Consider the following 16,525-nt stretch of genomic DNA (forward strand, 5'->3'; position numbering starts at 1 on the left):
CAACACACGCGGCCATGTGAAGCGGGTTTATTCGTCGCATTCACGGAGCGCCCCATCCTCCCTAGAGTCCTGATCAATCAAGCAAATCGGGGCAGCCAAATGCCCTGTGGGGAAAGCGCAAAAGCCCGGAGGTTCTTCGCCGGATGGTTTGCCTGCAAAGGCAACGCCCTCTAAACATACCTAGACGTCAGCGGGGGCGGACGTCCGAAGATTGCTTTGGGATAATATGGTTCGTCACGGCATATTTGGCCTCGCCGCAAGGCGCGCGCTTCGGACAGGCATGGCCCTGAGCCTGATTGGCTATGGCATTTTTGCTGCCGTCGATGCCCGTGCCGAAACGGTGTGGGAAGCCCTTGCCAAAGCCTATCAATCCAATCCGCAGCTGAACGGCGAACGGGCCCGCCAGCGCGCCACCGATGAGAACGTCCCACAGGCGATGGCCGGCTACCGGCCTCAGGTGGCAGCCACGCTGAGCTATGGCCTTCAGGCCGTGCGCAACCTGCTCGTAGACAACACCATCCAGGGCGCAACGCTGAAGCCATGGACCATCGGCGTCACGGTCACCCAGACGCTTTATAACGGAAACAAGACAGCCAACAGTGTCCGCGTCGCGGAATTGCAGGTCCAGTCCGGCCGGGAAGCGCTGCGCAATGTCGGCCAGGGCGTGCTGCTCGATGCTGTCGTTGCCTATACCAATGTTCTCGCCAACCAATCGCTGGTCGAAGCGCAGCGCACCAACGTCACCTCCCTGCGCGAAACCCTCGGCATCGCCCAGAAGCGGCTCAACGCCGGGGACGTCACACCCACCGACACCTCGCAGGCGGAGGCGCGACTGGCGCGTGGCCAGGCCGATCTCAACGCCGCCGAGGTCAATCTCGCCATCAGCCAGGCAACTTATACGCAGGTGATTGGTGCTGCACCCTCGCGGCTCAGTCCGGCGGAACCGATGGATCGGCTGCTGCCGCGCAACCGCGACGATGCCGTCAATCAGGCTTTCAAGGCGCACCCCGCCGTGCTGGCAGCCGGCTACGATGTCGACGTGGCGACCACGACCATCAAAGTGGCCGAGAGCAGCCTGTTGCCTACTCTGACGCTACAAGGCAGCGCCAGCAAATCCAGCCAGTCGGATCCGACGCTTGGCACTTTTGGCACCGACCAGGCTTCGATCGTCGGCCAATTGACTGCGCCGATCTATGACGGCGGCCTCGGTGCTGCGCAGACGCGCCAGGCCAAGGAACTGTCGTCGGTCAGCCGCCTGGTGCTCGAACAGGTCCGCAATCAGGCCCGCACCGCAGTCGTCGGTGCATGGGTGTCAAATGAAGGCGCGAAGACGGCGGTGAGTGCCGCTGAAGCCGAAGTACGCGCTGCCGGCGTTGCACTGCAGGGCGTACAGCGCGAGGCCCAAGGCGGTCAGCGCACCACTGTCGACGTCCTGAACTCACAGCAGGATCTCGTACAGGCAAAGGCACGCCTGATTGGCGCGCAGCGTGACCGGGTCATCGCATCCTATTCGCTGCTCAGCGCAATCGGCAGGCTAGACGTGAAGACGCTCGGGCTGAACACGCCAGACTACCTGCCAGAAGTTCACTATCATCAGGTGCGCGATGCCTGGCACGGGCTCCGCACGCCTTCGGGGCAATAAATTATCCGGCTGAACTCTTCTTTGCCATCGCCGTGGTCATCGCGGCGACCAACGATGCGAGGTCGTAGGGTTTGCGTACGATCGGCACGTCATCCATCGACGCCGGGATCAGACTGGTTTCGCCATAGCCTGTGGCGAAGACGAAGGGGATGCCCCGCTCGCGCAATGCCTGGGCTACCGGCACCGAACTGCCATTGCCGAGATTGACGTCGAGGATGGCCACATCAGGCCTCATGATCGCCAGCGCGATCAATGCCTCCTTGACCGAAGATGCTGTCTCGACCGATGCCGCGCCCTCGTGGGTCAGCATGGTCTCGACGTCCATGGCAATCAGAAGCTGGTCCTCGACCATCAACACCTTCAAGCCGCGCATCGACGCCATCGGCCTGTCATCCTCGCGTCGGGCGCGCACGTTGCGCGCCGCCGCCGGCGCGGGCCAGACAACGAAGCGCGCCGGGATGAGCAACCGCACGCGCGCGCCCGCCGGCTCATAATCGACATCACTTTCACCCCCGAGATCATAGGGAATGCTGCGACTGATCAGCATCGATCCAAAGCCCGGCCGCAATGGCGGTGTGACAAGGGGGCCGTCGCGCTCAAGCCAGTGGATTTCGCAGTCGCCGATATCGGTGCGTTTCCACTGGAGCGACAAGCGCCCCGTGCTTACGGAAAGCGCACCATATTTGGCGGCATTGGTGGCCAGTTCGTGCAGCACCAATGCGAGTACCGAATAGGCCCGAGCGTCGAGCGAAACATCGGGGCCGGTCACCTCGATCGCTTTCACCGACTCGCGATACGGCGAAAATTCCGCATCGAGCAATCCCTTCAACGCACCGCCACCGGCGCCGCGGATGACCTGATCATGCGCAAGCGACAAGGCCTGAATACGTCCCTTCAGGGAGGCGACATAATCCTCGATGCTGCGGCCATCCTCGACCGGGTGGGAGACCAGCGATTTGATCAGTGCCAGGATATTCTTGACGCGATGATTGAGCTCTTCATTCAACATTTTCTGGCGCAGGTCAGCCTTGTGCCGCTCATCCGCCAGTAATTCGTTGTGGCGAAGCACCACTTCCACCAAAGCCGAGCGCACGGCCTCGGCGGTGTCGCGCTCGTTTTGCAACCATGGCTGGGACTGGCGCTGTACGGTCTCCTTCCAGATCGCGAAGCTCTTGCGCGGTGTCAGCCGATCGCCCAATGGACCGATTTCGTACGTCTTGTTGGGATCACCCGCCCAGTTCAGGGTTTGCGCAACTTCGCTACGAAAGAACAGAAGATAATCGCGCGGCAGTTGCGACAAGGGCACGGCCAGCACGCCGGAAACGGCAACGGCATAGTCTTCAGCCGCCGGCAATCGATCTGACAATGCGCTCGTCGCCCACACCCTGCCCTCGGCCACTGAATTGATGAAGCCCATGAGCGCCGGCGCTGCGGCAGCCGGTGGCGCACTGCCATAAGACGTCCAGGTCTTGTTGAGATATAGGCCAATACCGTCACACGGCATCAGTACGCTAAAATCGCGAATGCTTTCCTTGAGCAGGTCTTCGACATCGCCGTGATGCGAAACATTGTGCAACAGCTGGTCGAGATAGCGCCGCGCGCTTTCGCTAGCAGCCAGTTTGCGTTTTTGAAGAAGCCCGGCCAGTTGCATGGAAAAGAACTCGCCAAACATCTCTGCAGCAACGCGTTTCTCCATGGAAAGCGCGCGCGGTGCATAATGATGGCAGGCGATCAGCCCCCAGAGCACGCCGTCGTGGATGATGGAAATCGACATCGACGCACCGACGCCCATATTGCGCAGATATTCGCAGTGGATCGGCGAAACGCTGCGCAGATGTGCAAAGGACAGGTCGAGCGGTTCACCGGACGTGTCGAATTCCGGCTCAATGGCCACGCGCTCGCCGCTCGCATTCGAGACGATCCGCACGGTGTTCTGCACGTAGAGCACCCTCGCCTGCTGCGGGATGTCGCCGGCCGGGAAGTGCTGCCCCAGAAAGCTCTCGAGATCGCCGCGGCGCGCCTCGCTGATCACCCGGCCGGAGCCATCATGAGCGAATTGATAGACCATCACCCGGTCGTAGCCGAGTGCGCCGCGCAGCAGCCGCGCCGCATTGTCAAACAACACATCGAGATCGTTGCACTGGCCGATGCGGCCGATCAGCAAGCGCGACAACTCCAGAGGGGGTGTCGCATCGCTGGCATCAGCCGGCTCGAATTCGATGATATTGACGCCTTTGTGCCGATGCACAGCGACGTTGAACGCGGTCTGCGAATGCGCGACCTTGAAATCGATCAGCAATCCGGGGCGCTGCTGGTTGCCCCATTTGGCGATGGCGTTGCGAATGTCGTGCGCCGGCCCCTCGCCGATCAGATCGTCCAGCCTGCGGCCATTGATGTCGCCTGATCCCACGCCCAGCATCGCGCCGGCATTGACCGAATGGCGCCGGACCATCCCGACGGATCCGTCGCAGGCGAGCAGACAACCATAGGGTTGAACACTGCCGGGGATGTGGATTGGCTCGCGGTCGCAATTGGTCAGGTCGACAGAGGCGGTCTTGGTGAGCATCAAAAAGTCTCTGAAAAGATGCGGCGCTCGAAACGACGGCCGCCAGCATGGCACGGCTGCATCTTTGAAAAAAGATCAGTAAATACAGCGTTCAAGAGCACCTACCGAAACGCCACGGGGGCTGGAATAGCCCGGTGGGAAACCGGTCAACGGGCAAGCGCCGGTTTCGATCCATGCCGAGGCCGGTTTTTTGGATATGGGCCATTGGGCTGCCTCAGGGACAGCCCGAGCCGCTCCCGTCGCAAGCTGATTTAACGCGCCCGGCTCGAGAAGAACGAGATCAGCACCGGCAGGGTAATCAGGATCACCAGAGGTGCCAGCATCATGCCGGTGACGACGACAACCGCCAGCGGCTTCTGGACCTGAGACCCGATTCCCTCCGACAGCGCTGCCGGCAACAGGCCGACGCCCGCGACGATGCAGGTCATGAGCACCGGCCGCAGTTGCAACTCGCCGGTCCGGATCACAGCCTTGATACGTTCATAGCCCTCGTCGATCAGCTGATTGTATTGTGACAGGATCAGGATGCCGTCCATGACAGCAATGCCGAACAGCGCGATGAAGCCGATCGCCGCCGATACGCTGAACGGAATACCCGTGATCAGTAGACCGAGCACGCCGCCAAAGATCGCCATCGGGATCACACTCATGGCCAGCAGTGTGTCGGCCATCGAGCCAAAGTTGAACCAGAGCAGCACGCCGATCAGAGCGAGGCTGATCGGCACCACGATGGAAAGCCGTGCGATAGCGTCCTGAAGATTGCCGAACTCACCGACCCATTCGGTCCGCGAGCCCGGCGGCAGCTGAACGAGCGCGGCGACCTTGTCCTGCGCTTCCTGAATGGCGCTGCCGAGATCGCGTTCGCGTACCGAGAACTTGATCGGCAGATAACGCTCCTGGTTCTCGCGATATATATAGGCCGCACCGGAGACGAGATTGATCGACGCCACTTCACTTAGCGGGATCTGCGCGATCGTGCCGTTCGGACCGGGTGCGCCGATGCGCAAATTCTGGATCGCCTCAGCGCTACGGCGATATTCCGGCGCTAACCGCACCATGATCGGGAAATGCCGATCGCTGCCGGGCTCATAGAGATCGCCAGCGGAGTCGCCGCCGATGGCCACCTTGATGGTGGCGTTGATATCGCCGGGCGACAATCCGTAGCGCGCAGCCTTGGCGCGGTCGACGTCGATTTGGATGGTTGGCTGCCCCAGCGATGTGAACACGGCGAGATCCGTCACGCCCTGCACCGTCGACAGTACGGCCTTGATCTCGTTAGCGGTCTTGGTGAGTGCATCCAGATCGTTGCCGTAGAGCTTGATCGAGTTCTCGCCTTTCACGCCGGAGACGGCTTCAGAGACGTTGTCCTGCAGATATTGCGAGAAATTGAACTCGACGCCGGGAAATTTCGTTTGCAGTTCCTTGAGCAGGCGCGCCGTCAGTGCATCCTTGTCCTGAGGCGCCGGCCATTCGGAGGCAGGCTTCAGCGGGGCGAAGAATTCCGCATTGAACAAGCCAGCTGCGTCGGTGCCGTCATCGGGACGGCCATGCTGCGAGACGACGGATTCCACTTCGGGCTGCTGGCGGATCAGCCTGCGCATCTCGTTGACGTAAGTATTGCCTTCCTGCAGCGAGATCGTCGGCGGCAGCGTGGCGCGGATCCAGAGATTACCCTCTTCCAGCTTCGGCAGAAATTCCAGGCCGAGGAAACGCGCCATGAAGAAAGTCACCACGACGAGACCGATCGCAATGCCCAGTACGATCTTTCGGCTGGCGACCGCCCAGTGCAGCACCGGCATATAGAGGCGATGCAGCTGGCGCATGATCCATGTTTCGGTCTCGTGGACATGCGCCGGCAGAATGATCGCGCTCAGCGCAGGCGTGACGGTGAATGTCGCGATCAGGCCACCGGCCAGCGCATAAGCATAGGTCCGCGCCATCGGTCCAAAGATATTGCCCTCGACGCCAGACAGCGTGAACAGCGGCAGGAACGCAGCGATGATGATAGCGGCGGCAAAGAAGATCGAGCGCGACACGTCAGCGGATGCGCTGAGGATGCCATGCTTCTTCATCCCCATGATGGTCTCGGGCGAGATGTGGCTACGCTCCGCTTCGGAAAGCTCCGTTGTCTGGGTCAGCCGTCTGAAGATGGCCTCTACCATGATGACCGTACCATCGACGATCAGGCCGAAATCGATGGCGCCCACCGATAGCAGGTTGGCGGATTCGCCGCGTAGCACCAGAATGATGACAGCGAAAAACAGGGCGAACGGAATAGTGGCGCCAACAATCAGCGCGCTGCGCAAGTTGCCGAGGAACATCCATTGCAGCAGCACGATCAGCAGGATGCCGACGACCATGTTGTGCAGCACCGTATGCGTGGTGGTGTCGATCAGGTCCTTGCGGTCATAGATACGTTCGATCCGCACGCCGGGCGGCAAGATGCCTCCGCGATTGATCTGCTGCACCAGCTGTTCGACACGCGCGATGGTCGGTGAACTCTTCTCGCCGCGGCGCATCAGCACGATGCCCTGGACGATATCGTCCTCCTGATTGAGACCGGCAATGCCGAGGCGCGGCTTCTCGCCGACCGACACCGTGGCGACATCCTTGACCAGAACCGGATTGCCGTTGGTCTGGGAGATCATCGTATTGGAAAGGTCGTCGATCGAGCGAATGAGGCCGACGCCGCGCACCACGGCCGATTGCGCGCCGATATTCACGGTGTTGCCGCCGACATTGATATTGGCGTTGCCGACGGCGGTCAGCAGTTGCGGCAGCGTCAAGCCATAGGCAACGAGCTTGCTGAAGTCGACCTGGATCTCATAGGTTTTGGTCTTGCCACCCCAACCAATGACGTCGATGACGCCAGGCACCGCACGAAAGCGGCGCTGCATCACCCAGTCCTGCAGAGTCTTGAGATCGAGTACGCTGTAGTTCGGCGGTCCCACCAGACGGTAACGGAAGATTTCACCCACCGCAGAGATCGGCGATATCGTCGGCTGCGCATTGCCCGGCAAGGTCCCGAGCTGCGACAACCGGTTCAGGACCTGCTGCAACGCTTCGTCATAGGTGTAGTCGAACGAGAACTGCAGTTTGACGTCCGAGAGGCCGTAGAGCGAGATGGTGCGGATCGTTTTGAGGTTCTTGATGCCCGCGACCTGCGCTTCGATCGGAATCGTGATGTAGCGTTCGATTTCCTCGGCAGAGAGACCGTTGCTCTGGGTCACGATATCGACCATCGGCGGGGTCGGATCGGGATAGGCTTCGATGTTCAGCTGATTGAACGCGAACAAACCGCCGACGAATACGGCGACGAACATCGCCACCATCAGGAAGCGACGGTCGACGGCCAGGGCAACAAGACGATCCATCCAGATCGGACCTTTCAGAAGAGCCGAAGCTGGGTTTTAGCTGGCGGAGGCCGCGCGATCGATAAACAGGCTGCCTTTGGTGACAATGCGTTCGCCGGCTTTCAGGTTGCCATGGACCTCGACGAGATTGCCATTGGTCATACCGGTCTTGATCGTGCGCAGCTCGATGGTCTTGTCGTCGTGCGCGACCCAAACGCGGACCTGATCGCCTTCATAGATCAGCGCCGTTTTCGGCACGCCTATCGTCGGCTGGTCGCCAGGCGCGTAGATCGTCACGGTGGTGAACATTTCGGGCTTCAGCAAACCGTTGCTGTTGTCCAGCGTGGCGCGGACCAGTAGACGGCGCGTCGCGGGATCGAGCGCAGTCGCGACATAGCTGATGCGGCCAGTGAGCACACGGCCCGGCAGCGCGAGTGCGGTGAAACTCATTTCCTGACCGATCTGTACGGCAGCAGCTTCGGTCTCGCGCACAAAGGCCGTGAGCCACACCGATGAGAGATCGCCGATCACGAAGACCGGGTCGGCAGCGCCGGCGCTGATGTACTGGCCGGGGCCGATCTTGCGCTGAACAACCGTGCCGGCAAGCGGCGCGTAGATCGTCGTTTCCGGATTGATGCGGCCCTTCTCTTGAAACGCCGTGATGGCATCTTCCGAGAGGCCAAGAATACGCAGGCGATTGCGTGCGGCTTCGAGTGCCGTGTCGGCGGTGCGCAGATCGTTCTGTGCCTGCAGCAGCGTGGCCTGGCTCTGCTGATAGTCTTTCAGCGGCACAGCCTTGCCTTCGAACAGGTCGCGGGCGCGCTTGTCCTGGATCTGTGCGAGGTCGAATTGCGACTTCGCCTTGTTGAGCGCCGTGGTCGCGGCAACGAAATCATTCTGCGCGCCGACGGTGTCGGCCGCTTCGATCACAAAGAGCGGCTGGCCCCTTTCGACGTGGTCGCCTGGCTTGGCGAGCAGCTTGGTGACGCGGCCGGCATAGGGTGAGAAGATCGGGGTCGAGCGGTCCTCATCGACGGCAATCTTGCCCTCGGTGACGTGTTCGGCGCGGAAGGCACGCACGGTTACCGGCTCGATGGTCAGGCTGGCCCATTCAGACGGCGACGTCGTATAGCGCTGCGGATTCTTCCGCGACTGGCTCGAAACGTCGGAATGCCCCTTCGACGGGGTGGACAGCCGCACGTAGCCGATGCCTGCGGCGACCAGCATGGCAGCAATGCAACCGCCCGCAATTAGGCGCTTTCCGCTAAACAGCTGAGATCGTTGATCTAAATTCGTCACTGTCCAGTCCTTGGTAGGAAACGCACTTATTCCGCGGCGATTTGTCCCATTCACGCGCTAATAGTGCGCATCTGGGCGTTCAGACAATCTAAAAACGCGTGTGCACTTACGAATCTTCGTTAAAATTTTGAAATCCTGCAAATGGGTTTCAATTGCCGGACGGCCATACCGCCGGATGGCTGCCGAGGGGCATGGCCGGACGCGTCCACGATGCCGGGGTTCGCGATAACACGGCTGCATGACGGACCGCCGACAACTGGCCGAAGCCGGACGGCATATCCTCGGTAAAGGCTTTGACCATCTCACCCTTGAGGTCGTCGACCGCGAGACCTTCCGCGATTCTTCCCATATCCCACAGCCATTGACCGGTGCGGGCAAGAGAGACCTGCACGTGCCAGCTGCCGCCTTCACGCGCCTGACGTGCACGGGCGATCATGGCGCCGAATGCCATTAAGTAGCCTGTGGCGTGATCCAGCATCTGGGCCGGCAATTCCTTCGGCCCATCGACGCCCGCCGCCTGCCCTTCGGCATGGTTGAAGCCGGTCGCGCATTGCACGAGAGAATCGAAGCCGCGGCGCCCGGCCCACGGCCCGGAACGGCCATAGGCGGAGAGCGAGACATAGACGATACCGGGACTGACACGGGCCGCCTCCTCCGGCGAGAAGCCGAGCGCCGCGAGCGATTGCGGGCGGTAGCCCTGCGAGAAGATATCCGCCTGCGCGAGCAATCCTCGCAAGGTGTCGCGCCCCTGCCCGCTCTGGAGATCCACGAAGCTCGAGAGCTTGCCGCGGCCGGTATCGATAGTGAGCCACGGGATCGCCGGCAGATCGGGGCTGGAGACCAGCATCACCTCGGCCCCATGCGCCGCAAGCGTACGACCAGCGACCGGACCGGCGATGACGCGCGAGAGATCGAGCACGCGCAGCCCCGCGAGCGGCCGGGCGCCGATCGGCCACAGCTTCGGTTCGGCGTCGCCAATCCGGATGATCTCGACGAGCGGCAGTTCAGCAACGGCTTTGGCCTGCGGCAACCCCATCCATTCGTCATGGGAGCGCATCAGCGCCACGACGCCGCCGGCTGCATAGGCTGCGGTCTCGAAGGCCTCGCCGTTCCATTGCATCAGAGCCGCCTGCACCGCTTCACGCTCCGGCGCGCATGACAGCACCTGGCAGACAGCGTCGCGATGATGCGGGAAATTGGTATGCAGCCGCACGAACTTGCCATCGCCGGTCTTGTAGACACCAGCGATCGCATCCCAGGCGGGCGGCGGCGGATTGCCGTCGCAGCGCAGATAGCGTTCGCTGCGGCATTCGACGATGGCATGGCGCATATCGACGGAGACAGTCTGCGTCTGCCCGCTGCGTAGCCGCCAGATTTCGGCAGCCGCCATTCCGGCCGCAGCGATGCTGACCTGAGCGGCCGCACCGACATGGAATGACGATGGCAATTGCGGCTCATTGCCGGTCAGCGTGACACGCTGGAGAGCCGCAATATCACCGCCAACCTGCCGCCAGAGGTCGGCGAGCGGTTCACGAATGCCGTACATCAACGTCCTCCCCCTTTCCCACGCCACCGATTCAGCTCACGCTTCCAGGTGACCACATCCGTCATCGCATCATCTTGTACAAGCATGGAGGAGAGACCATGGCCACCATCGATCCATTGACAGCCGGCGCCGTGGTGCTGGCCACGGCTGCCACCGACGCGGTCTATGTGATGTTCACCTCTGCGGTGGTGGCCCGTCGGCGCATCCCTGCGGCCACCTGGAGCAGCGTCTGGTATGTACTCTCGTCCTATGCCGTCATCAGCTATACCGAAAACTGGATGTATGTGGGGTTCGCCGCCGTCGGTTCATGGATCGGCGCCTATGCCACTATTACTTTCCTGCACCGGCCGCCCGGCGGACCGCCAGTCGGTGCATCACCTGAATAGGTAAGAACGGCTGAATGGTTTCTGAACGGCGCTTAATGGAAATCTCGCGAGCGCGGCAGGATCCGTACATTGCGCGGATGGCGAATGCGCTGGGCGGGATTGTCGGGATGCTCGCGGCGATCGTCATTGATCGGCTCTGGACCTGACAGCATTTGTCGGGGTCCACCAAGCGCATCGTTGCCAAGATACTTCAGATCGTCCGAGCGATCGATCAGCCGTTCGGCAACCAGATGGACGACCTTTTCTGGACTGCTCTGGATGCGCCCCTCGACCAGGATGAGTCTGGAACCCATGACCTCCCTGCGAAACTGCTCCATCACCTTCGGCCAGACCACGATATTGGCGATGCCGGTCTCGTCCTCCAGTGTCATGAAGACAACGCCATTGGCGCTGCCCGGCCGCTGCCGCACCAGCACGACGCCGGCACAACGCACCCGCCGTCTGTCATTGGCATGTGTGACGCTCGCGCAGGTCACCACTTTCTCGCGAGTGAAGTTCGCCCGCAAAAACTCCATCGGATGTCCCTTCAGTGACAGCCGGATAGTCTGATAATCGGCGACCACCTGTTCGGGCAAAGGCATCTCAGGCAGAGGCTTCGCATTCTCGTCCGGCTGCTCGCGTGCGGTCGCAACTTCGAACAACGGCAACGGCACATCATCGGGCAGTCGCCTTACCGCCCATAGTGCGGCACGGCGATCGAGCCCGATCGAGCGAAATGCATCGGCATCGGCCAGCATGATCAGCGCGCGTTTTGGCAAAGCGGTATCGCGGGCGAAATCTTCCAGCGAGGTGAAAGGCTGTCGCTCTCGCGCGGCAACGATGCGCTCGCCCCAGTCTTCTCCCGGCGGCTTGCCAACTTTTTCACGTTCGCGCTTCTCATCCGGATCCGCCCATTTGAATCCATCGATCTGGCGAAAGCCGAGGCGAACGGCGCAATAGTCTCCACTGGGTTCTTCCAGCGTATTCTGCGAATGACTGAAGGATACATCGATCTGGCGCACATCGACGTCGTTGTCGCGCGCGTCGCGCACGATCTGCGAAGGTGCGTAAAATCCCATCGGTTGCGAATTCAAGAGCCCGCAGCAGAATACATCCGGATGATAATGTTTCAGCCATGACGAGACATAGACCAATTGCGCAAAACTCGCCGCATGGCTCTCGGGAAAACCGTAGCTGCCAAAGCCCTTGATCTGATCGAAGCAACTGGTGGCGAAAGCCTTGTCGTAACCACGGTCGATCATCTTGCCGACCATCTTCTCCTCGAACGTATGCATGGTGCCGACATTGCGAAACGTCGCCATGGCGCGGCGCAGACCGTTAGCCTCCTCCGGAGTGAAATGCGCCGCTTCAATCGCGATGCGCATGGCTTGTTCCTGGAACAACGGCACGCCGAGGGTTTTGTGCAGAACCTTGCGCAACTCATTTTCATCCCCCCCTTTGGGGTGTGGATATTCGATATCTTCCGGCTTCATCGCCCGTCGTTTTAGATAGGGATGCACCATGTTTCCCTGGATCGGCCCCGGACGAACGATCGCCACCTCGATGACAAGGTCGTAGAATGTCTTCGGCTTCAGCCGCGGCAGCATATTCATCTGCGCGCGGCTTTCGACCTGGAACACGCCCAGAGATTCACCGCGTTGGAGCATCGCGAAAACCGGTGGGGCATCCTTGGCCTCCGCTTTGATGTCCTTGAGTTCGTAGCGCCTCTCCTTGTGACGAAAGATCAGATCAAAACATTTGCGGATGCAGGTCAGCATGCCCAGCGCCAGCACATCCACCTTCATCATCTTCATGGTGTCGACGTCGTCCTTGTCCCATTCGATGAAGGTACGATCATCCATTGCCGCATTGCCGATCGGCACATAGGTGTCGAGCCGGTCCTGCGTCAGCACATAGCCACCGACATGCTGCGACAGATGGCGCGGGAACTCGATCAGCTCGGTGGCAAGTTCGACGGCCCGCACGATCATCGGATTGGACGGATCAAGCCCTGCCTGCTTCACCTGCATCTCGTTGAGGCCTTTGCCCCAACTGCCCCAGACAGTATCGGCCAGCGCCGAGGTGACGTCTTCGGTCAGTCCCAGCGCCTTGCCGACATCGCGGATCGCCGAGCGCGGGCGGTAATGAATAACGGTGGCGATGATCGCCGCGCGATGGCGGCCGTAGCGGCGATAGACATACTGCATCACCTCCTCGCGCCGGACGTGTTCAAAATCGACGTCGATATCCGGCGGCTCAAGTCGTTCCTTGGAGATGAAGCGCTCGAACAAAAGGTCGACCTCGGCGGGATTCACCGAGGTGATGTCCAGCATGTAGCAAACTGCTGAATTGGCAGCCGAGCCCCGCCCCTGACACAGGATCTTCTGGCTGCGCGCATAGCGGACGATATCGTGGACAGTCAGAAAATAATGCGCATAGCCGAGCTCCTTAATGAGCGCGAGTTCCTTTTCCAAGGTGGCAACAAGCTTCGGATCTTCTGTCTTAGGAAAATGCCGTTTCATTCCTTCCCAGGTCAGATCTTCAAGATGCTGCTGCGCGGTCTTTCCCGGCGGCACCGGTTCGTCGGGATATTGGTATTGGAGTTGGTTCAATGAAAACGTGATGCGATCGGCAAAACGGATGGTTTCACGGATCGCATCGGGATAATCACGAAACAGTCTGACCATCTCGGCCGCTGACTTGAGATGCCGTTCGGCATTCATTTCCAGCACGCGGCCGGCCTGCTCGATGGTGGTCTTCTCGCGAATACAACTGACCACGTCCTGCAGGATGCGGCGATTTGGCGTGTGATAGAGCACATCATTGGTAGCAATCAGGGGCACGCGCGCAGTGGCTGCGATGCGCTGCAACTTGGCCAGACGGCGTTTGTCATCACCCCGATGAAACGGACTGGCGCCGAGCCATACACCGCCCGTCGAAAATTGAGACAGTGCGTCGAACGTGCGAAGGACAAGGTTGCTCTCAATACGATAGGCCGGCATCAAAACAAGCAGCAGCCCTTCGCTAAAGTCAGCGAGATCGCCGAGCTGCAGCAGGCATTCACCCTTGTTGCCGCGCAGCTTGCCCATGCTGAGTAACCGGCACAGTCGACCATAGGCAGCACGATCGCACGGATAGGCAAGGATGTCAGGCGTGCCGTCATTGAAGACCAGCCGTGTGCCGATCAGAAGCTTCGGTTTGTAGACAAGATCCTTGTGGTCCAGCTCGGCAAAGGCACGCACCACTCCGGCCATGGTGTTGTGATCGGCAATGCCGATGGCATAAAGCCGCTCGGCACTGGCCTGATGCACATAGTTCTGCGGATGCGACGCGCCGCGCAGGAACGAAAAATTGCTGGTAACACCAATCTCGGCATAATCAGGCGCGCCGACGCCGCCCGTGCTCATGCGAACAGCCCATGCACGAACCATTGCGGCGAAACGGCTTGATCGTCCGCGTCTCTGATCTCACCATAAAGCCCGTCGCGGAAGAGCCAGAAACGTTGACCTGCCTCATCCTCGACGCGAAAGTAATCGCGCGTGGGCTTCGCTTCCTGCGAACGCCACCACTCCATCGACACACGCTCCGGACCTTCCACATGAACGACATTGTGAGAGACGCGTCGCCAGGTGAACTTCTTCGGTGGCTTGTCTGGAAACTCCGCAAGCGGGACGTCGATCAGTTCGGGCTGCTCGAACAACCGTAATGGCCGCAAAGGCGGTTCGTCTTCACGCACTGGCCATGCTGCCTGCATGGCGGCAGCCAGATGATGCTGTGCCGGCACCCCCAGCATCGCGCGTTCGGGAATGTGGCTCTCGACGGGCAGATAAACCAGCACACGCCGCGACCCGATCCGCGCAGCAATACGGTCGATCAGGTCGGCCAGTTCGTCATTGGCGTGAACATTGGCATCGAGGTCGCGCTGCTGCTGCACGACGATTTCCGTGCGGCTGGCTGACAGGCGGATCATATCGAAACCGAAGCCGGGATCGAGTGGATCTGCAATCGCGTCCAGTCGCTCGCGGAACAACCGGTCGATCACCTCGCCCTTGGTCACCGGCAGGCCGGTTTCCGCGGTGATCACCCGCACCGCGCCGTCGGTGCGGAAGAACGCCGCTTCCAGCCGCCGCGCGCCCTTGCCCTGCCTGTCCATCGCATCGATCAGCGTGCGTGCCAGCTTGGCCAGTGTCAGCGTAATCACGCCATCGGTGGCAATCGGTTCGGCGAAACGTTGCTCGACGATATAATCCGGCAGCGGCTTGCGCGGCGAGATCGGTGCATCGCTTTGCCCCAGCGCCTGTTCCAGCAGCGTCGTGAATTCCGCGCCGAAGCGCGCAGTGATTTCAGGGCGCGACCGCGAGGCGACATCGCCGATGGTCTTCAAGCCGGCGCGGCGCAATCCGCGGATGATCGCCTCATCGGCGCCGAGCGTGAACAACGGCAGCGACGTCACTGCCTTGGCCTCCTCGCCCGCGGCGACGATCCGGCCATGTACATATCGACTGAGCGTGCGCGCGCATGTCGATGTCCCCGCAATCGCTGCACTGACAATAAAACCCTGCCGCGACAGCGCCGCGCAGAGCTGCTCCATCAGTGCGGCCTCGCCACCGAACAGATGGGCACAGCCGGTGATGTCGAGAAACAGACCATGCGGCAGATCCAGCGCCACCAGTGGCGTGAAGCGGTCGCACCAATCGGCGATGTCGGTCAGTACCTGCGTATCGGCGACAGGATCGGCATCGAACACCTGAATGTCCGGACAGACCGCACGGGCATTGGCAAGCGGCAGACCTGGTTCAAGGCCGAGCTTCGCCGCGGCATCGTCCAGCGCGGAAATCTGCAGCGCATTGCTTTGCTTGGCGACGACAATACTTGCTTGCAGATTAGCTGGCGCGCCGTTGCGCGCGAGCTGACGTTTGATGCGATCGGTTGGCAGGCGCGGCAGCCACAGGCTGAGGATGCGCCGATGTGTCACGGAAAACGCACTCATCACACTTCCATTCCATGATCCATTGCCCGTTCGGGCCGTGGCGATTTCGAACCAGTTGCACGTCGAGCATGGGCACGCCCCATGATTGCCAGGGCCTGAATGGCGGCGAATGCGCGGAGCGGATGATCCAGCGCGTCTCTGCCGTACTTGAGACCGGAACGCCTGCAGTCCGCAGCAACAGGCACGTGACGCCCGAGCCGCGCGCCGCCAGCGTGAGCTTGCGGCTGGCGACGAGGTCGAACTGCTTGCTGTCGCCCCAGGTTTCCAGCACGACGCTGCCCAGCGCATCGCAGGCCAGCGCATCAGCCGTGGTCCGCAATGCCGTCTCGACATCGGGCGCGCGCACGGTGACCAGCAGGCGCGGATCGAGGCCGAGCTCACGCCAGCCGCTCATGGCCAGCGCGCCGCATTCGCGTTCGGAGAAATCCTGCCGGATCCACAGCAGCGGCCGCTTTGCCGAGACACGGTGCGCGAGGCCGGCGACAAAGCCCGTGGCCGCCGCGCTGTGCCGGCCTTCGGCGAACACCTCATGCATGGTGCCACGTGCTAGCCCGCCTTGCAGCGCCGCGTCCGCCTCGGCATGACCGAGCGACACGCGATCCGGCGCATAGGTATCGCTGTGGGTCTCGATGCGTTCGATGCTGCCGCGCAATTGCGCGAGCGTGGTCATGCGTGCGCCGGTCATGCGCCGCTCCTCGAAATTGTTTTGCCATCACGGGTTTTTAGTGAACCCATTGCCGGCCCATTTGTTCATGATATGTTCT

Annotated in this window: 9 protein-coding genes; 2 read left to right on the forward strand and 7 right to left on the reverse strand. The window is 61.2% G+C overall.

The window, feature by feature from the left end:
* The first annotated feature begins 226 nt into the window (after window positions 1-226).
* Complete coding sequence (locus HP556_RS08780; RefSeq protein WP_175366669.1) at window positions 227-1,642, forward strand: TolC family outer membrane protein; 1,416 nt, start codon at window positions 227-229, stop codon at window positions 1,640-1,642.
* A gap of 1 nt (window position 1,643) precedes the next feature.
* On the opposite strand, the gene HP556_RS08785 is transcribed toward HP556_RS08780, so the two are convergent.
* The 4 genes from HP556_RS08785 to HP556_RS08800 form a co-directional block, all read right to left on the reverse strand.
* Window positions 1,644-4,208, reverse strand: coding sequence for an HWE histidine kinase domain-containing protein (locus HP556_RS08785; protein WP_175366670.1), 2,565 nt, complete (start codon window positions 4,206-4,208; stop codon window positions 1,644-1,646).
* Window positions 4,209-4,459: 251 nt separating this feature from the next.
* The gene (locus HP556_RS08790) at window positions 4,460-7,582 is read right to left on the reverse strand and encodes an efflux RND transporter permease subunit (RefSeq protein WP_175366671.1); all 3,123 of its coding nucleotides are present in this window, start codon (window positions 7,580-7,582) and stop codon (window positions 4,460-4,462) included.
* A 36-nt stretch (window positions 7,583-7,618) separates the two neighbouring features.
* Window positions 7,619-8,788 (reverse strand): efflux RND transporter periplasmic adaptor subunit, encoded by a 1,170-nt coding sequence (locus tag HP556_RS08795; RefSeq protein ID WP_175366672.1) that lies wholly within the window; start codon window positions 8,786-8,788, stop codon window positions 7,619-7,621.
* Between the two features lie 220 nt (window positions 8,789-9,008).
* Complete coding sequence (locus HP556_RS08800; RefSeq protein ID WP_175366673.1) at window positions 9,009-10,406, reverse strand: CoA transferase; 1,398 nt, start codon at window positions 10,404-10,406, stop codon at window positions 9,009-9,011.
* Between the two features lie 98 nt (window positions 10,407-10,504).
* Between HP556_RS08800 and HP556_RS08805 the strand changes: the two genes are divergently transcribed.
* Window positions 10,505-10,792 carry a hypothetical protein gene (locus HP556_RS08805; protein WP_089266972.1) on the forward strand — a complete coding sequence of 96 codons (288 nt, stop codon included), beginning with the start codon at window positions 10,505-10,507 and terminating at the stop codon, window positions 10,790-10,792.
* A 32-nt stretch (window positions 10,793-10,824) separates the two neighbouring features.
* On the opposite strand, the gene HP556_RS08810 is transcribed toward HP556_RS08805, so the two are convergent.
* The 3 genes from HP556_RS08810 to HP556_RS08820 are packed head-to-tail and all read right to left on the reverse strand — an operon-like array spanning window position 10,825 to window position 16,446.
* Window positions 10,825-14,178 (reverse strand): error-prone DNA polymerase, encoded by a 3,354-nt coding sequence (locus HP556_RS08810; protein ID WP_246297534.1) that lies wholly within the window; start codon window positions 14,176-14,178, stop codon window positions 10,825-10,827.
* Window positions 14,175-15,761, reverse strand: coding sequence for a Y-family DNA polymerase (locus HP556_RS08815; RefSeq protein ID WP_175366675.1), 1,587 nt, complete (start codon window positions 15,759-15,761; stop codon window positions 14,175-14,177). Before HP556_RS08815 ends, HP556_RS08810 begins: the two co-directional genes overlap by 4 nt.
* Window positions 15,655-16,446 carry an ImuA family protein gene (locus HP556_RS08820; RefSeq protein ID WP_175366676.1) on the reverse strand — a complete coding sequence of 264 codons (792 nt, stop codon included), beginning with the start codon at window positions 16,444-16,446 and terminating at the stop codon, window positions 15,655-15,657. The genes HP556_RS08815 and HP556_RS08820 overlap by 107 nt, the downstream gene beginning before the upstream one ends.
* Window positions 16,447-16,525 lie beyond the last annotated feature (79 nt).

The organism is Tardiphaga robiniae (genome assembly GCF_013359755.1).
Taxonomy (GTDB): domain Bacteria; phylum Pseudomonadota; class Alphaproteobacteria; order Rhizobiales; family Xanthobacteraceae; genus Tardiphaga; species Tardiphaga robiniae.